Source organism: Micromonospora sp. A3M-1-15 (genome assembly GCF_024213425.1).
Taxonomy (GTDB): domain Bacteria; phylum Actinomycetota; class Actinomycetes; order Mycobacteriales; family Micromonosporaceae; genus Micromonospora; species Micromonospora chersina.
The window spans coordinates 475,465-493,624 of record NZ_JANAVK010000005.1; the positions used below are offsets into that span (position 1 = coordinate 475,465).

The 18,160-nt window shown below is 69.1% G+C and carries 9 protein-coding genes; 1 reads left to right on the forward strand and 8 read right to left on the reverse strand.

Annotation, left to right across the window (positions count from 1 at the left end; genetic code table 11):
* Positions 1–139 precede the first annotated feature (139 nt).
* The 7 genes from NLX85_RS26125 to NLX85_RS26155 all read right to left on the reverse strand — a co-directional run bounded on the left by NLX85_RS26125 (position 140) and on the right by NLX85_RS26155 (position 13,860).
* Positions 140–742 carry an SUKH-4 family immunity protein gene (locus NLX85_RS26125; protein ID WP_254339386.1) on the reverse strand — a complete coding sequence of 201 codons (603 nt, stop codon included), beginning with the start codon at positions 740–742 and terminating at the stop codon, positions 140–142.
* Positions 720–9,341 (reverse strand): DNRLRE domain-containing protein, encoded by an 8,622-nt coding sequence (locus tag NLX85_RS26130; RefSeq protein WP_254339387.1) that lies wholly within the window; start codon positions 9,339–9,341, stop codon positions 720–722. The genes NLX85_RS26125 and NLX85_RS26130 overlap by 23 nt, the downstream gene beginning before the upstream one ends.
* Positions 9,342–9,503: 162 nt before the next feature.
* Positions 9,504–10,286 carry a trypsin-like serine protease gene (locus NLX85_RS26135; protein ID WP_254339388.1) on the reverse strand — a complete coding sequence of 261 codons (783 nt, stop codon included), beginning with the start codon at positions 10,284–10,286 and terminating at the stop codon, positions 9,504–9,506.
* A gap of 94 nt (positions 10,287–10,380) precedes the next feature.
* Positions 10,381–11,313, reverse strand: coding sequence for a rhomboid family intramembrane serine protease (locus NLX85_RS26140; RefSeq protein WP_254339389.1), 933 nt, complete (start codon positions 11,311–11,313; stop codon positions 10,381–10,383).
* A gap of 37 nt (positions 11,314–11,350) precedes the next feature.
* Positions 11,351–11,989 carry a L,D-transpeptidase gene (locus NLX85_RS26145; RefSeq protein WP_254339390.1) on the reverse strand — a complete coding sequence of 213 codons (639 nt, stop codon included), beginning with the start codon at positions 11,987–11,989 and terminating at the stop codon, positions 11,351–11,353.
* Between the two features lie 358 nt (positions 11,990–12,347).
* A complete protein-coding gene (locus NLX85_RS26150) occupies positions 12,348–13,139 on the reverse strand; it encodes a DUF4184 family protein (RefSeq protein ID WP_254339391.1) in 792 nt (263 codons plus the stop codon).
* A gap of 22 nt (positions 13,140–13,161) precedes the next feature.
* A complete protein-coding gene (locus tag NLX85_RS26155) occupies positions 13,162–13,860 on the reverse strand; it encodes an HAD family hydrolase (protein ID WP_254339392.1) in 699 nt (232 codons plus the stop codon).
* A 203-nt stretch (positions 13,861–14,063) separates the two neighbouring features.
* On the opposite strand from NLX85_RS26155, the gene NLX85_RS26160 reads away from it, so the two are divergent.
* Positions 14,064–15,401, forward strand: a complete 1,338-nt coding sequence (locus tag NLX85_RS26160; RefSeq protein WP_254339393.1) for a hypothetical protein — start codon at positions 14,064–14,066, stop codon at positions 15,399–15,401.
* A gap of 39 nt (positions 15,402–15,440) precedes the next feature.
* Here NLX85_RS26160 and NLX85_RS26165 read toward each other — a convergent pair whose 3' ends face one another.
* Positions 15,441–18,143, reverse strand: a complete 2,703-nt coding sequence (locus NLX85_RS26165; protein WP_254339394.1) for a glucosidase — start codon at positions 18,141–18,143, stop codon at positions 15,441–15,443.
* Between the last annotated feature and the right edge of the window lie 17 nt (positions 18,144–18,160).

Consider the following 18,160-nt stretch of genomic DNA (forward strand, 5'->3'; position numbering starts at 1 on the left):
TCAGTGTCGGGCCCGCCGCGAACGCGGCGAGCCCGACACTGAATTGGTGACACAGGAAGCCAACCCTGGCTGACCGGTTTCCTCTACGTAGTGGTCGCCGAGGTCGGGTCCAAGAAAGGGTTGAGGCTAGTTCTGCTGACTATTCTGCAGATAGCAACATATCTTCAAGCAGCACTTGCCACCAAGCCCCTTCCAGCATTGCCTTGTCGTCCACAGCTTTTAGACGAGCAAGGAAAGCTGATTGGTCGAGCCTCGGTCCGCTCCCTTCGTAGTATCGGTGCACCATTAGAGTGGCTCGCTGAACCTGACACAAGAAAGCGACGAACTGCTCCAACGAGCCGTTGACGTACACTTTGCTGATGACGGACCCTTTTTCGAACACGAGGTCAACGATGTTGGCCGTTGCGTCCTCCAAACAGAGTACTGACTGTCCGTCATAGGACCCAATGCGGTAGTAACTGTCGCCGGAACTGGTGAAATGGCGAACATCGGTTGAGGCGAAGCTGCCAACTTCACGGGGCAACCCCACTTCGGCAAGGAACCGAAAAGAGTTTTGGATGGCGCCTGATTCGACCCTCGGTAGTTCGGATGCGTCGACTCTCCGAACATTCTGACGCCCGAACAACGAATCCATCTCGTCAGCAGTTACCACCATACCTCCTGCAATTGCCGGGAACTCAACAGCCAGCACCATCGTAGCCAACGCCGTCAGGTAGGCCCTAGAGCCCGTGGTACCAGGCATTCAGGTCGGCCTCTTTTGCAGCCTTGCCCGCATCACGCGACGCCTTCTCGGCCCCGTATTCCCAACTGTAGGAAACCTCAGCGTTCTTGAAGTTGTCCTTGATCCAGCCATCGCAGCCGCGGTGGGCCGGCGTGGGCATCCCGGAGCACGGCTGGAACTCGGTATAGATTCGACGCACGTTGTTGGGATCGGCAGTAAGTCCCATACTGGCCAGCTTCTGCTGAATGTTTGCCCAAGCGAGCTTTTCGGCGTGCCCGTTGCTCCCCATACTGAATTCACTGAACTGAACGTCGGAAGTGATGTAGGTGCCAGGGCCGGTTTCATACTCCATGACCGCACCGTTCCGGCCGCTCAGCGGGTTGGCCAGCTTGCCTCTCTCCGCTCTTACCATCGCACCCAGATCGGCCCTAGCAACTGCAGACGTGGCCGCACGCGCTTCGGCCTTGATTCCCGCCCTGGCGAAGAACCCGAAGATACCAGCCGGACCGATACCTAGGGTCATCGAGATATCAGCGCCAACAGCGTTTTCCAGTGCATCCGCCGTGGCGTCATCGCCTTCACTTCGATAAACCCGAGAGTCGATCGACATAAAGGCGGTGCCAGCGACCGGGAGGAAGGATCCGGCGCAAAGCAGTCCGTGAACCCACCCGGTTCCACAGGGAGCTCTATTGTCCATTGGACCAGGTGCGATCACGTCGTGGCCGTCAAGCTCCACCATGGAAATTGGGTTTCCAGCACCGAACGCGTAGCGGTTGCCGGTGAACGGGTTGAGGCCGAGGTTCATGTCGGCCAGGGCGCCGTTGTAGCTGTCCCGGGAGAGGAACCGGTTCAGGCCGGGGCTGTAGTCCCGGAACCCCATGTCGTACGACTGGGAGCTCTGGTCCCACCGCTTGGCGTTGAACCGGTACGCGTTGTACGGCTCCTTCGTCGGATCCTGTGCGTCCGGCTTGTCGATGCCCGTGAACTGGGCGTCGTCGTTCTTGCCGTAGGCGGTGTATCCATAGGTGGCCTTCGTGTCGCCGGTGTCGTCGGTCAGCTGCTCGACATCGGTGTGCGGGTCGTAGCCGTAGTAGGCGTTCTCCTGGGTCCCGTCGTCCTTGTGCGTGATCTGGGACAGGCGCTGGCCCCACGGCGAGTACTGGTACGACTTCGTCAGCTTGCCGGCAACCTCCTCGTCCAGCACCTCGCCCGACAGGCCGAGGTAGTTGAACGTGGTGGTCTTCTCCTTCGCACCACCGACGTCGGTCGTCTTGGTGGCGGTCCGGTCCAGCGGGTCGTACGTGTACTTCGTCGTCGACGTGCTCGTGCCGTTGTTCTTGCGGTTCTCGATGACGTGGTCGAACCCGTCGTAGACGTTGCGCTCGAGAATCGTGCCCGCCGCGGTGACCGTGTCGAGGCGCCCGAACGGGTCGTAGTTGTACGACGAGGTCGCGCCCCCCACGCTGGCGGTGAGGAGCCGGTTCCGGTCGTAGTTGAACGTCGTCGTGGTGCCCTTAAGGGTCTGCTCGATGACGTTGCTGTTGGCGTCGTGGACGTAGGTTTCCGTGCCCGCGCCGTCCCCGGTCTTGGTCAGGGTGGCCAGGCGGTCCCGCGGGTCGTAGCTGTAGTCGCTGGTGGTGTTGAGGTACGCCGAGTGGTTGTCGGCGTTCATCTTCCTGGCGGCGTCGCGGCTGCGGTTGCCGTTCAGGTCGTAGGTGTAGGTGTGCTCCGACACCACCGTGCCGTTGGACTTCTTCTCCACCTGGGTGTTCAGCAGCCCGTCGAGGTAGTACGTGTGGTCGACGGTGTTGCCGTTGCCCTTGGTCTCCCGCAGCTTCTCGCCGCGGTCGGTGTAGGTGAAGGTGGTGGTCTTCTTACCCGGGTCCGTGGCGGACTTGCCGTTCACGACCTCCGACACCAGGTCGCGCGGGTCGTAGGTGTAGCCGGCGTACTGCTTGTCGTGGGTGGTGGTCAGCGGTGCGCTGTTCTCGTTGTAGGTGAACGAGGTGGTGTTGGTGACCGCGCCGCTCTTGCTCTCGGTGACGGTCTTCACCTGGTTCAGGCCCGTGTAGACGACCGAGTAGTCGTCGACCCGGGCGCTGGAAGAGGCGTCCGTGATCGTCTTCAGGTTGCCGTTCGGGTCGTAGCGGTATCCGTAGTCGTGCTTCTCGTTGTCCGCCTCACCCGTGTTGGCGCGAACGAGCTTCACTGCGTCCGCGACGACCGTGCCGGTCGCCTGGTCGGACAGCGACACCTTGTGGCTGTTGCCCTCGGTGAAGCTGTACGAGCCGAGGCTCACCCAGGTCCCGGCGTTGGTGCTCTGGTTGACCGACTTCGGGCTGTTGCCGCCGCTGTGGCTGATGGTGTACTTCGCGTCGGTGGCCGCGCCGGTGACCTGCGGGTAGCGGGCGAACACCTCGTACGTGCCCGACTGCGGCACGTTCAACTGCCAGGTGAACGTGTTCGCGCCGGTCCCCGCGGGGCGGGTCGCGTAGTTGGTGCCGTACTTGCCGGTCGCCGAGTTCGCGACGGTCCAGGTCCCGGTCGCCGACGCGTTGTTGAAGTCGGAGTTGTCGACCAGGACGACCTGCTTGCCGACCGGCACGCCCTCGTCCGCGCGGGACTTCAGCTTGCCGTCCGGGAAGTACGACCAGGTCATCGTCCGGTTCGACGACCCGCCGGCCGAGGTGACCGTGCGCTCGGTCTGGGCGCCGAGATCGTTGTACTGGTACGAGGTGACGATGTCCCACGGATCCGACGAGGACTTCGTCCAGCCGTTGTCGTAGTAGGTGTACGTGGTGTCGTTGCGGTCCGTCTGCCCGGCCGACGGGGGCGCCGACAGGGTCGTGAGGCGACCCACCGCGTCGTACTGGTAGGTGGTGACATCCGGCGTGGTGTAACGGGTGTCGTCCTTGTCGTACGCGCTCCGGGTCTCCTTGACCCGGTTGAGCTTGTCGTAGACGGTGACCGTGGCGAAGTCGTTCGGATCCTCGGCGACCGGTGTCGCCACACCCCGGGGGCTGACCACCTTGGTCCGGTTGCCGACCTCGTCGTACTCGTACTGTGTCGTGCGGTAGGTGACGGTGCCGTTGACGTTCTTGTGCGGCACCTTGACCTCGGTCGGCTTACCGAGCGGGTTGAGGGTGATCTCGGTGGTGTTGCCGAGCTGGTCGGTCGTGGCCGTGACCAGCCCGTCGCGGTCGTAGGTGCTGCTGGTGAACTTGCCGAGCGCATCCGTGCTCTTGGTGACCCGGTGCGCCTGGTCATACGCCAGCTTGGTGGTGTAGTCGGCGGTGTCGGCCGTCGCGTTCTTGCGCGGGTCGACGACCGTGATGACGTTGCCGACGTTGTCGTACTCGTACGTGATCTTGTCGCCCTCGGCGTTGGTGACGCTGGTGAGCTGGTAGATCTCGTCGTAGCCGTTGGTGGTGACGTAGTCACCGTCCTCCGGTGAAAGGTTGCCCTTGGGCTCGGTGGTGGTCAGCAGGTTGCCAACCTTGTCGTAGGTGTACGACGTCCTCCGCTCCGGGTCGCCCGCGACATCCACCGGCGCCTTGGTCCATTTGAGCTGGTCGGCTTCGTCGTAGAACGCCGTCGTGACGGCGCTGTTGGGCGCGGTCGACTCCGTGACGTTGTCGTTCGCGTCGTACGCCGGTGCCGGGGTGGTGATCCAGTCATCGCCGTCCTGGTTCCTGGCGACCCTGTTCTCCAGCGGGCGGCCGAACGTGTCGTACGTCTGCGTGGTGTCGTGGCTGAGCGCGTCGGTCACCTTGAGGACCTGGCCGCGCACGTCGTAGACGAACGTCGTCTGCTTCTGGTCCGCGTCGGCGATGGTCTGCGGGTAGCCGTTCGGATCGAAGCGGTCGTAGCTGGTGCCGTTGCCGTTGGCATCGGTGGCCGTCAGCATCTGGCCCCAGGCGTCGTACGTGTACGTCGTCTTGTAGTCGTCCGGGTCGCTCGTGGTGTTGCCGATCGGGTCGACGACCCAGGACAGGTCACCGTCCGACTCGTAGCCGAAGGTCCACTTGCGACCCTCCGAGCTGGTCTTGCTGACCACGTCGGCCACGTAGCCGCCCAGCTGGTACTGGTAGGTCAGCGTCGTGCCCGGCCAGCCGTTCTTGGCCGCCTCCGCATCCTTGATCTCCGTCGGATAGCCGGTCTTCGGGTCGTACTTCCACGTCGACACCGCGCCGCTGTCCTCGGTGAGCGTGGTGACGTTGTGGTCGTCGTCCCAGCCCAGCGTCGTGACCTGGTTCTTGGCGTTGGTGGTCTGGTACGGGCGGCCAAATTGGTCCATCCGGTACGCCGTCGCGTGGTTCTCCGCGTCGGTCACCGTGGCATCGATCTTGGTGCCCTGCGGGCCGTCCGGGTCGACGTAGGCGAACTGGGTCAGCTTGTCGAGCCGGTCGGTGTAGGACTTGGTGGTCCAGTGGAACTTCGGGTCGTCGCCGGTCTTCGGGTAGTTGTACTCCAGCTTGGTGGCGTAGGAGGCATTGGCAGCGTTGGCCCGCGGGTCCGTGATCTTGACGAGCTTGACGTTCTTGTTCCCCTGCGTCATGTCGTAGGCGAACGTGAACACCTTGGGCGCGCCGTTGGTCGACCCGGCACCGTCGATCATTTCACCCAGCAGACCCTTGTCGGTGTACGTGAAGGTCAGCTTCCGCCCGGAGATGTCGGAGATCTGCGAGACGTGGTCGATGATCTTGGGGTTGGTCAGACCGCCGGTGGCCCGGACCTTGGCCCACGTGGTGTCGTTGATGTAGTCGTACGTCTGCCCCTTGGCGTAGTAGTCCAGGGTCAGCGTCGTCCGGCCGGCCGGGTCGGTGATGTACCTCAGGAACTTGGTCGGCTTGTTGTTCGACCGCCGCTCCTCGTAGGTGAAGGTCATCTCGTTGCCGTTGTTGTCGACCGTGCTGGTGAGGAAGCCCTCGCAGTCGTAGTAGAACTGCGTCCGGTCCGGCTTGGTCAGGCGCCAGGCCCGCGGCTCCTCGGTGTTCGGCTTGCAGTCGAGGCTGGTGACCTTCTGCAGGTAGAGGTGCACGCCCTTCGGGCTGATCCACTCCCCCGTCTGGTCGTTCAGGGTGAAGCGGTGGGCCGTGCCGTCACCGTCGGTGAGGGTGACCGTCCTCGGGTTCGGGTTCGGGTGGAAGTCCAGCGGGGTACCCAGGCGCATCATCGACGACGCCTGCAGCGACCAGCCGAAGCCGGCCGCGGAGTCCGAGGTGTCCAGCGAGTTGTAGGACATCCGCACGAACGTGGACAGGCCCCGGGACGGGTTGCTGAGCGCGTTGTACGACCAGACCGTGTTGCCGGCGTACAGGTTGTTCATCAGGGTGCCGCCGGCACCGGTGTTCTTGCCCGCGTACGAGTAAAACTTCTCCAAACCGAGCTGGTCGGAGGTGGGCTCCTCCACCGCGATGTCCTGCGCCAGCGCTCCGACGCCGGTCAGCTTCGTGCCGTCGGCCTTGCTCAGCTCCCAGTTCAGCGTGTAGTTGTTGCGCCGGTTGTGGTCGGCGCCCGGCGCCGGGGCCTTCACCTGCGCGACGACGTCCACGCTGCTGGTGCCGGGCTGACCGATCGGCGCCAGGTCCACGGGCAACGCCGTGCGCAGCGGAGTGCCGGCTGTCGGTACGGCCGACCCGTCCGGCAGCGTCCAGCTGTACGACAGCGCCCACTCGCTCTTCAGCCAGGTGGCCGACGTGGTGTTGGCAAGGGTGACCGGCACGCTGTAGGTGCCGTCGGTGGTCATGGTCGACGGGGTCGTCGGCGCGTAGTAGGTCTGCGCGGCGTCCGGCTGGGTGTAGATGACCTGCAGCTGCGGGCGCAGCGGCTGGGTGCCCTCGCTGGACAGGAAGAGGCTGTCCTCCTTCAGCCGGCCGGCCTCGTCGGCGTACTTGACCAGGATGCCCTTATTCGCGTTCGGGTTGGTGACCCAGTTCTGCACCGCGTCCTTGACCGTCCAGCGACGCCACTGCGGCGCGTCGTCGACGCCAAAGGGGCCGACCGTGGCGAGTGGTGTCGTGGCGTAGTCACCGCCGGCGGTGCCCCAGTTGGTGGTGGCGGTCGCCTTCTTCCAGGTCGCGGTGGCCGGGTCCCACGTGGTGGTCAGCGGGTACGCGTTGTAGGTCGACACCTGCGAGGTGCCCAGGACGGTGCTGAAGCCCCACACGTTCAGCGAACTGGACAGCACTTTGGCGTTCGTCGGAATGGACGAGGTGTCGAACCGCAGCAGCGACCGGGTGAAACTGTAGGTGGCGGAGTTGTTGCCCACCATCAGCTGCGGCTTGCCGTCCAGGGTGTTGAAGTTGGCGTCCTGCTTGGCGGAAGAGAGCACCACGTCCGCGGTGACGGGGATGGTCTGCACCACCTGGCCGGACTTGGGCAGCTTGGCGACCTGGGCCGCCGACGGCACCAGCGTGCCCCCGGTGGTCTTGACCGCCACCTGGTAGTAGTACGTCTGCCCGTACGGCTCGGTGGAGGTGGCCGGGGTCGGCGTCGCGGTGGTGTCGGTGTACGACGTGACGCCCTTGTTCACCGGCGCGACCAGGGTGGCCGCGGTCGGGGTGAAGTTCGGCGTGGTCGACCGGTGCACCTGGTACTCGGCGATGTCCGCGCCCTGGTACGCCGACCAGCGCAGCGCGGCGCCCGTCGGGTAGAGGGTGCCCGGCGGGTCGAGGACGACGCCGGGATTGCCGTAGGTGACCACCAGCTTCGGCATGTTCTGGGTTTCGCCGTTGAAGAGGTCCTCACCCGACTCGTAGCGGGGGCCGCCGTGGCCGAGCCGGGCCTCGTCCACTGCCTTGATCATGAAGCCGTGGTTGCTGGTCGAGTCGTTGAGCCACTTCTGGACGAGGTTGGTCGCGGCGAAGGTGTGCCAGGCGTTGGTCTCCTTGGCCTTCTTGAGCCCACCGGACTTGGTCAGCCGCACTGCGTCGGCGATCACGGCGGCGTCGCTACCGGAGTTGGCGTCGGTCACCACGACCCGGCCGACGGTGCCGGCCTTGAAGGGGTAGGTCCCCAGGCTGGCCCAGTCGGCGTTGGTCGGCAACTCCTGGTTGATCTCCTTGGAGGCGACGGCGCCGTCGCCGTAGGTGACGTTGTAGACCGTCTTCGGGTTGCGGTCGCCGGCTGGGACGTAGTGCGTCTCCACCGTGTAGTCGCCGTCCTCGGGGACGGTGGGCATCCAGGTGTAGGTGTCGCCCAGCACCGCGTCGTTGTTGACGAGGTAGGTCCCCTTGACGGCGTTCTTGGTCAGGCTGCTGGTGGAGGCCGGCCAGGCGCCCTTGGCCGCGACCTGGCCGGTGTCGGTGTCGTCGACCGTCACCACCGTGGCGGCGCCGGCGCCCATCTCGGTGTTGATGGCGTTCCAGGTGACCGTCTCGTCCCAGTCCCTGGTGACCTCGCGGACCTCCATCGGCACGTCGTACGCGTCGGTCGTGTGACTGGTGTCGTAGTACATCTGCAGCGACGCCGAGTCGACCGTGGTGTTGGCCGGGATCGCGTCCAGCCCGAACCGGACCAGGGCGCGGGAGGCGCCAGCCGTGGTGGTGCCCACCGACAGCCGCCAGAGGTTGCCGAACGGCTGCGCCGGCGTGTCCTGGGCGACCATCGCGTCGACGGCGTTGTTCCCGCTCGGCTGGATCTTGATGGTGGGGTCGACGGTGACCGGCCAGACCCGCTTCGGGTCGGCGAGCCAGTCCTTGTCGGCGGCCACGTCGATCGCCCACCGGCCACCCTCGGCCCGCAGCTTCTGGGTCACCTTGAGGCTGTAGGCGAAGCCGTACGGCGACGATTTGTCAGCCTTGGCGTCGTACATGAACGGGGCAGGCATGACCAGCAACACCTGGTTGTCCAGCGGGGACCGGAACTCGATCGCGCCATCCTCGCGCTGGGAGACCTTGAGCCGTCCCGCGTCGAGGGTGAAGGTCATTGCGGCGGTGGCGGACGCGTCGCGCAGCACCAGGCGTTCCTTGAGCGCGGTGGCGGTCACGTCGTACGCGAGGTCGACGCCGTCGGCGATGCCGGGGTAGGTGGCGGTGTGGCCGGCCAGCACAGGCTTCACCGAGCGCGGCGCGCCGGCCAGGCCGAGGGTGACCTGCTCGCCGTCGAGCTCGAAGCGGGTCAGCTTCGCCGTCGAGGCACCGAACCGGCTGCTGAAGGTGTTGGTGGTGTTGGCCGCGGCGAACCCGGCCGCCGTCGAGGGCGAGACGGTGGTGTCGATCGGCTGCCAGTTGCCCTTGGCGTCGCGGTAGTGGCGCGGCGCGGCGGAGATCTCCGCCTGGAGCCGGCCGTCGGACATCGCGAAGACCCGGGTGGTGGGGGTCCGCCGCCCGGTCAGCTCCTTCACCCGCTTGGCGGGCTTCTTGCGTACGCCGGTGGGAAGCTTCTGCGCCATGTACAGGCCGGCGCGGACCCCCTCGGCCGGCGCCTTGGCCCGGCCGCCGTTGACCAACTGCCGCGCGCCTCGGCCGAGCCGGTCCAGGAAGCTCTCCTCCTTGCCGGCCGAGGCGGTCGACGACCGCTCCGGCGCGGATCGGCGGAGCACCTCCATTCCGCCGAGCGTGGCCACCAGGGCCAGCACCAGGGCCACCACCAGTGGCCCTCGCAATCTCTGTCTCACCCGTCGTCCTCCCCGTCCTCGTGAAAGATGTGGGTAGGAAACTAGGGACGAGTCATACACGCGCAGCTATGTTTCTGATATGTCACGGTGGGTCGGAGCGCCAGCTTGGGCGCACGAAAGCGGCGCCGGTGGCAGTGCCACCGGCGCCGCTTCGGGTCGGGATCAGACCGCGGTCTGCTGGATCCAGTCGGCAAGCCGGTCGACTCGCTCGGTGGTCTCCTCCTGGGAGTGCGGGCACGCCGGCCCGTCGGACTCCACCGAGACCAGCGCCTCGGTGCCGTCGGCGTTCTCCACGAAGTACGGCGCTCCGGAGTCCCACAGGCAGGCACTGGTGTTCGCGGCCGGCGCGTAACCCACAACCATCACCGCGGAGCCGGCGACTCGGTTGATCTTGAACTGGCCGGTCTGCAGGTGTGTGGCCGGCGTGGCGTCGACGGAACTGGTGGCGCCCCAGCCGGTCATCCGCAGGATCGTGCCGGTCCTGGGCGCGGTGGTGCTCACCGGGAGCGGCGCGATGTCGGTGACCGGGGTGGCCAGCTTGACCAGCGCGACGTCCTGCCGGGACGCCTGGCGGACCTCCACCACGTCGACGACGTGCCCGGTGGTGGCGGCCAGGTCGGCGCGGCCCAGGGTGGCCGTCGTTGCGTACGGCACCGCACCGCTGACCCGGGCGCCCGAGGTGTTGTGGAAGCAGTGGCCCGCGGTGATGACCCACTGCGGAGCGACGAGCGCCCCGGAGCACGCGCTGTCGTACGTGGTGCCGTCGGCGCGCGGGATGTTGGTCATGGTGAGCTTGGTGGCGAACTGGTACTGCCCCTCGGCGACATCGGTCCCGTTGGCGATGGCGTGGGCGACGCCGGGGACGGTCAGCACGGCGGACAGGCCGAGAAGCGCGGTGGCGGCGCCGGCCCGGAGGACCCGCGCGAGGACGGACGATCGATTCATACGGGGAACGGTAGGAAGAGCCGATACGGTGCCAGCTATCGTCGGGCTACTTCCATGCCTGATCAGCCGCCACCGCGGGGATGGACCCGGCCCGTCAGCCGGCGAGGGCGAGCGACTTCACCACGACCAGCGCGACGAGGAGCACGGCGACGGCCACGGTGACCGCCACCTGCGCGGCGGTCCGCCGCCGGGCCGGGGCGTACGCGAACCCCACGCCGACCAGGCCGCCGACCAGCAGGCCGCCCAGGTGGCCCTCCCAGGACGTCCAGCCGGCGGAGAGCACCATCCAGATCACGAACGGGATGAGCACCCGCTGCGGGTCGATCGGGTGGTGGTGCAGCCGCCGGGTGAGCACCACGTAGCAGCCGGCCAGGCCGTACACCGCGCCGGAGGCGCCGACCGCCGCCTCGTGCGGTGCGACCAGGAAGCCCAGGACCCCGCCGCCCAGCGCGGAGAGCAGGTAGACGGCGAGGTACCGGGCGTGCCCCAGCCGCTCCTCGATGACCCGGCCGAGTTCCCACAGCCACCACAGGTTGAAGGCGATGTGCAGGAAGCCGAGGGCCCCCTGGGTGGGCAGCAGGTGCAGGAACGACGAGGTGACGAGGCGGTACCACTCGCCGTGCGCGATCCCGATCGGCTCGTACCCGGGGCGGGCGACGCCGTCGTCGACGTAGCGCTGGCCGGCGTCGTCGACCAGCCCGGTGCCCAGGCTGTCGAACTGGTCGAGGACGGCCGGGTGGACCAGCTCGACCAGGTACGCCACCACGATGAGGGCGACCAGCGCGTACGTCACGAGCGGGCGGGCCACGAGCCGGCCGCCGAAGACCGTGCGGGCCTGCCGGACGGTCCGGTTGTCCGCCCGGACGCACTCCGGGCAGCGGTGGCCGACCGGCGCCTCGCGCATGCAGTCGGGGCAGATGTGGCGGTCGCAGCGGGTGCAGCGCAGCAGCGTCTCCCGCTTGGGGTGCCGGTAGCAGGTGCTGGCGGCGTTCTCGGCGGGCGGCTGGCCGGTGCTCACGGTGTCCATGGGTATGCGGTCCTGGCGGCTCGTGGGGGCGGGCGGATCAGTAGCGGTCGAGGTGTTCGGCGGGACCGAGCACGATGTGCGGCGCGGCCGCGCGGTCGAGCCAGGTGAGCACCGCGACCAGGTGCTCGTGGGACAGGCTCACGCAGCCGGCCGTGGGGTTGCCCCCGGCGCGGCTGAACTGGTGCAGGAAGATGCCGCTGCCGGCGTGCGGCACCGGGACCGGGACGGTCGGCGGCATGTTGTAGGTGATCACCGCGAAGTGGGTGTACGCCGGGTCCTCCCGCCACAGCGCCTCGCTGTGGCCGCCCAACGGCGCGGCGGAGCGCTGGAAGCTGTTGTAGTGCGGGGACTCCGGCTCGGCGTTCCACCAGTCGTCGACAACCACCCGGTGGTACGGGTGGCGCACGCCCGGATCCGCGGCGATGCCGTAGACGGTGGGGCCGATGGCGTAGACGCCGGTCGGGGTGGTGGGCACGCCCTCGACGTGCCGGTCGCTGAAGCCGTCGGCGCCGATCCGGGCCGGCAGCGGGGGCAGGGCCGGCCGCCAGTCGCCGCCGGCGCGGTCGTACGTCTCCAGGGTGGCGTGGGTGGTGGACCAACCCTCGCCGGTGACGACGACGACCTGCGCCGTGTCCGCTGGCAGGGAGGTCAGCCGGGCGGCCTTCGTCGGCTTCACGCGGAGGATCCTCGCACGGGGCGGGCGCCTGACGGGAGGTGGCCGGACGGGTCAGGACCGGGTCCGCAACTCCCCGGTCCTGACCCCCAGCCGTCCGGCGTGGTAGCGGTAATTCGCCGTTGCGAGCGCGGCAGGCGTGGCACGCCGCCAACGCCGGGCTCAACACGGCGAGCCGGCCCGCCTGCACTCAGCTCCACGGTGCCCAACTACCGGACTTCGGCGCGCCCCCGTCTCACCCCGAAGAGGCGTGGGCGCGGGCTCAGGTTAGGCAGGTTCCCGCAGGTGGGACAAGGTTCGACGGGCTCGGGAGAATGTGATTGATACCAACGTTGAAATACGGCATGTCGGCGTAACAGGGTCAGCCGGACGGGCGCTGTTTGTGTTCGAGGCGATGACTGCGCGCGGCCTCCGGCGGGGGCGCGGCCAGGGCTCCGGCCGCGGCCGCCCCGGCGATCAGCGCGACCGCCGCGAGGTGCAGCAGGCGCACACCGGCCGGCGCCGCGACGGTGGCCGCCGGCAGGCCCGGCAGCAGCAGCGTCCCGAGCCCGGTGACCGCCAGGGCCACTCCCCAGAACACGCCCGGCCGGGCCGGCGGCCCCGGCGGCCGGACACCCTCGAAGATCTCATGCCGGCGGGCGGCGCGCACCGCCAGGGCGGCGACCAGCAACCCGCCGCCGAGGGTGCCCGTCACGTCGGACAGCTGCCACCAGTACAGCCCGGTGAGGGCGTGGAAGTCGGCGATGCCGAGCAGGCGCGGCCACCGGTCGCTGTGGGTGACCCGGTCCCAGGCGACGTGGCTGAACGCGCCGATCAGCGCCGAGCAGACGGTGACCTGCCAGGGATGCCGGACGCCGGCCAGCGCGGCGTGGTCGGGCCAGCCGAACATTCGCTGGCCGGGCAGGTGCACGGCGACCCCGGCGATCACCCGGCGGACGATCCAGGCGTAGGCGAGGGCGACCGGCAGGCACCACCAGAGCAGCCCGCCGAGGGTGTGCGTCCGCAGCCCGGGGGCGAGCGCGGTGCCGGTGAACAGGTAGCCCACGTCCGGCGCGACCGCGCCGGTGGACAGCGCCACCCCGTCGAACCAGTGCGGCCGCCAGAGCTTCAGCGGCAGCACCGGCGCCAGGTGCGACGGGAAGGTCAGCGGCACGTCAGGGACGTTACCGGCCGGATCAGAAGTGCCGGACCAGGTCGGGGAACGCGGCCAGCCGGATCACCCCGGGGTCGGACGGGTCCAGCTCGTCGTGCTCCAGCACCCAGGTGTTCTCGTTGGGGATGAACACCGCGTTCAGGCCGGCGGCCCGGGCGGGCAGGATGTCCGAGCGCGGGGAGTTGCCGACCATCCAGGCGGCGGCCGGGTCGAAGGCGTGCTCACGGGCCAGCCAGCGGTAGGTGGCGACGTCCTTCTCCGGCACGATGTGCGCGGCGCGGAAGTGGTGCAGCAGCCCGCAGGCGTCGAGCTTGCGCTGCTGCTCCTCGCGCTCCCCCTTGGTGAGCAGCAGCAGCTCGTGCCGGGTGGCCAGGTCGTCCAGGGTCTCCGCCACGCCGGGCATCAGCTCGACCTGGTGGCCGACCAGGGCCGCCGCCAGGTCGTCGATCTCGGCGCGCTCCCGGTCGGTAGCCGGGCGCGCCCGCAGCTTCTCCAGGCACTCCCCCAGGCTGCGCAGGAAGACCTTGCTGCCGTAGCCGTGCGCGACCGCGTTGGCCCGCTCGATGTCGTCGAGCACCGCCCGGATCTCGACCCGGTCGAGCGTCGGATGGTCCAGCCAGGTGAGGAAGTCGTCGATCACCCGCTCGAAGAGGACGTTGTTCTCCCAGAGCGTGTCGTCGGCGTCGAAGACCAGCACCGCGGCCTCCCGGCGCTGTGGCATCGCGTACTCCTCCCGTGTGCCGGACCGGGACACGGTACTGCCCGCGGCCGCTCCCGGCAGCCCGGTTTCCGGCACGTCGGCCAGGACCGGCCGACAAGATCATCGGAGGCGGACGGACGGACCGTCCGGACTGGCCGAACGCCGTGCGACGGGCGGCGGGAACCCGACTGCGCGTACCCGGGTCGGGGCGGGATGCTTCGGCGATGACGACCTCACGCGATCATCCACGCGCGACCCCGGCCCGGCGCCGGCGTCGCCGGAGGGCGGCCACCGCAGTGGTGGCCGCGCTCGCCGCCGCCGGCGGCGCGCTTCCCCCATCGCCGGCCCTCGCGGTCAACGCCACGCACACCACGGTGGTCGGCACCAACCCGGTGGACTGGACGCCGCACGCGCTCGACGGCACCGTGTACCGGATCCTCCAGATCGGCAACCGGGTGTACCTGGCCGGCTCGTTCACCACGGTCCGCAACGCCGGGCAGACCGCCCAGCTCGCGATGCCGCGGCTGGTGGCCGTCGACGCCACCACCGGGCGGATCGACACGACGTTCCGGCCCGTGGTCAACGGCACGGTGAAGGCGCTCGCCGCCGCGCCGGACGGCCGCTCGCTCTACATCGGCGGCGCGTTCACCACCGTCAACGGCGTGGCCGCCCCGCGGGTGGCCCGGGTCGACGCGGCCACCGGAGCCCGGGTCGCCGGGTTCGCGCCGGCCGCGCTCAACAACCAGGTCAACGACATGCGGCTGGTCGGCAACCGGCTGATCCTCGGCGGGGCGTTCCAGACCGTCGGCGGGGTGACCCGTCGCGCCCTGGCCGCGTTGAACGCCACCACGGGCGCCGCCGACGCCTCGGTGAACCTGCGGATCGAGGGTGCGCGGAAGACCACGAGCGGGGCCACCTCCCCGGTCAAGATCGAGGCGCTGGACGTCTCGGCAGACGGCCGGCGGCTGGTCTTCGTGGGCAACTTCAGCTCCGTCGCCGGCGTGGCGCGCCACCAGCTCGCGGTGGCGAACCTGAGCGACACGGGGGCGACGCTCTCCGGCTGGTCGACGCTCCGCTACCAGCCGCAGTGCGCCGCGTCCATGCCCACCTACCTGCGCGGGGTGGACATCTCGCCGGACGGCACCTGGTTCGTGGCGGTCACCACCGGCGCCGCGTTCCCGGGCACGCTGTGCGACGCGGCGTCGCGCTTCGAGTTCGGCGCGGAGGCCGGCGGCAAGCAGCCGACCTGGGTGAACTATACCGGCGGGGACACCCTGCTGTCGGTGGCGATCACCGGCGCGGCGGTCTACGTCGGCGGCCACCAGCGCTGGCTGGACAACCCGTACGGGCGTGACTCGGCCGGCGCGGGCGCGGTGTCCCGGCCGGGGATCGGCGCGATCCACCCGACCACCGGCAAGGCGCTGGCCTGGAACCCGACCAAGGACCGGGGCGTCGGCACCGCCGAGCTGTACGCCACCGACCGGGGCCTCTGGGTCGGCAGCGACACCGTCACGGTGGCCGGGGAGTACCACGCCCGGGTGGCGTTCCTCCCGCTGTCCTGAGGTGGTGGGGCGCGGCGGTTCCTCCGCCGCGCCCCGCCGTCAGCGGCGCAGGGTGAGGATCAGGTCGGCGACCAGGGCCGTCCACCCGGTCTGGTGCCAGGCGCCGAGGCCGGCGCCGTTGTCGCCGTGGAAGTACTCCGGGAAGCAGATCAGGTCCCGCCAGTCCGGGTGGGTCTGGAAGAGCTGGGCCGCCCCGTAGATCGGCCGCCGGCCCCAGCCGTCCCGTGTGAACAGCGAGATCAGCCGGGCCGACAGGTCGTCGGCGATCTCGTCGAGGGTGCGCTTCACCCCGGACCGTGTCGGATATTCCACCTGGAGGTCGTCGCCGAAGAAGGCGGCGTAGTCGCGCAGCGCGCTGATCAGCAGGAAGTTCGTCGGCATCCAGATCGGGCCGCGCCAGTTGGAGTTGCCGCCGAACAGGCCGCTCGTCGACTCGGCCGGCTCGTAGCCCACGCCGAACTCCTGGCCGCCGAGGGTGACCGTGAACGGCTTGTCCAGGTGGGCGCGGGAGAGCGTGCGCAGCCCGTACTCGGAGAGGAACTCGTCGGTGTCCAGCATCCGGGCGAGCAGGCGCACCACCTGGTCGGGGCCGACCATGGAGAGCAGCCGCTGCTGCCGGCCGTCCGGGCCGAGCCGGCGGGCGCCGATGACCTCGGCGTACTCGGGGCGGTTGGTGAGGAACCAGCGCAGCCGGGCGCCCAGCTCGGGCAGCCGGCGCAGCGTACGCGCGGTGAGCCGGGTGACCGCGGCGAGCGGCAGCAGCCCGACGACCGAGCGGACCTTCAGCGGCACCTTCGTGCCGTCGGCCTGCCGCAGCACGTCGTAGAAGAACGCGTCCTCGTCGTCCCAGAGCCCCTGGTCGTACGCGGCCGCCGCGATGTACGCGAAGTGTTCGAAGAACTTCGTCGCCGTGTCCACGTACGCCCGGTCGTGCTCGGCCAGCACGATGGCCATGTCGAGCAGGTTGAGCGCGTACATGGCCATCCAGCCGGTGCCGTCGGACTGCTCCAGCACCCCGGCCACCGGCAGCGCGGCCGACCGGTCGAACGGGCCGACGTTGTCCAGCCCGAGGAAGCCGCCCTCGAACACGTTGTTGCCGCCGGTGTCCTTCCGGTTGACCCACCAGGTGAAGTTGAGCAGCAGCTTGTGCATCACCCGGGCGAGGAACTCGTGGTCCCGGGAGCCGTCGATCTCGAACACCTTCAGCGCCGCCCAGGCGTGCACGGGCGGGTTCACGTCGCCGAACGCCCACTCGTACGCCGGGATCTGCCCGTTCGGGTGCAGGTACCACTCGCGGAGCAGGAGCAGCAGCTGCTCCTTGGCGAAGCCCGGGTCGACCCGGGCGATGGTGACGCAGTGGAAGGCCAGGTCCCAGGCGGCGTACCAGGGGTATTCCCACGGGTCCGGCATGGAGATCACGTCGAAGCTGTTCATGTGCCACCAGGCGCTGTTGCGTCCGTGCCGGCGGCCGGCCGGCGGCGGCGTGGAGCCCGGGTCGCCCTCCAGCCAGCGCTTGACGTCGAAGTGGTAGAACTGCTTTCCCCACATCAGCCCGGCGATGGCCTGCCGGGCCACCAGGGCCTCGTCGGCGCTGGCGGCGGCCGGGATGACGCTGTCGAAGAAGCGGTTGGCCTCGGCGCGCCGGGCCCAGAGCACCGTGTCGAACCCGTCGCCGAGGTCGGCCGGGGGCGGCGGGGTGCTCGCCGGGGGCGGGGCGGTGCGGGTCAGCCGCAGCCGGATCTGCCGCTGCCCGCCGGCCGGCACGTCCAGCACGTAGTGCAGCGCGCCCTTGGTGCCCTCCCGGTCGGGGTTGACGGTGTCGGCGCCGGCCACCACGTGGTCGTTGATCCCGTCCTTCGGGTACGGCGACCGGCCTGGCAGCCCCCACAGCCGCTCGGCGTTGGTGTCGTTGTCGCAGAGCAGCGGCGTGGGCGCGCCGTCGCCCTCCAGCAGGAGTTGGCCGAGCACCCGGTGCTCACCGACCAGCCGGGCGCCGTCGCCCACCAGCCGGGGCACCCGGTCGCCGCCGGGCAGCCCCCACGCCCAGGTGTTGCGGAACCAGAGGGTGGGCAGCACGTGCAGGGTCTCGTCGGTGTCGCCCCGGTTGGCCACCGTGATCAGCACGCACAGGTCGGTCGGGGACGCCTTGGCGTAGTCGACGGTCACCGCCCAGTACCGGTCGTCGTCGAAGATCCCCGTGTCGACCAGCTCGTACTCGGTGTCGTCCCGGCCGCGCAGCGCGTTCACCGCAACCAGCTCGTCGTAGGGGAAGGCGGCCTGCGGGTAGTGGTAGCGCCAGCGCATGAAGGAGTGGGTGGGCGTGGAGTCCTCGTACCACCAGTAGTCCTTCACGTCCTCCCCGTGGTTGCCGCCGTCGCCGCCGAGGCCGAACATCCGCTCCTTGAGGATCGGGTCCCGCCCGTTCCACAGGGCGAGGGCGAAGCAGAACGTCTGCCGGTCGTCGCAGACGCCCGCCATGCCGTCCTCGTTCCACCGGTAGGCTCGGGACCGCGCGTGATCGTGGGGGAAGTAGTCCCAGGCCGTGCCGTGTTCGCTGTAGTCCTCCCGTACCGTCCCCCACGCCCGCTCGGACAGATAGGGACCCCATGCGCGCCAGTCCTGCTCCCCGGCGTCGGCCTGGGCGAGCCGGTGCCGCTCGGGGTCGGGGGTCGCGGAGGTCGGGCGGTCAGTGATCACCTGCACATCTTCGACGCCCCCGGGGTACTTCTCCACAGGAGCCATTGTCGTCGTGGCGGGTG

Bases quoted from the DNA above. Each gene is read 5' to 3' on its own strand.
- NLX85_RS26125 (WP_254339386.1), bottom strand. From the start codon at position 742: ATGCCTGGTACCACGGGCTCTAGGGCCTACCTGACGGCGTTGGCTACG.
- NLX85_RS26160 (WP_254339393.1), top strand. From the start codon at position 14,064: ATGACGACCTCACGCGATCATCCACGCGCGACCCCGGCCCGGCGCCGG.
- NLX85_RS26165 (WP_254339394.1), bottom strand. From the start codon at position 18,143: ATGGCTCCTGTGGAGAAGTACCCCGGGGGCGTCGAAGATGTGCAGGTG.
- NLX85_RS26135 (WP_254339388.1), bottom strand. From the start codon at position 10,286: ATGAATCGATCGTCCGTCCTCGCGCGGGTCCTCCGGGCCGGCGCCGCC.
- NLX85_RS26140 (WP_254339389.1), bottom strand. From the start codon at position 11,313: ATGGACACCGTGAGCACCGGCCAGCCGCCCGCCGAGAACGCCGCCAGC.
- NLX85_RS26155 (WP_254339392.1), bottom strand. From the start codon at position 13,860: ATGCCACAGCGCCGGGAGGCCGCGGTGCTGGTCTTCGACGCCGACGAC.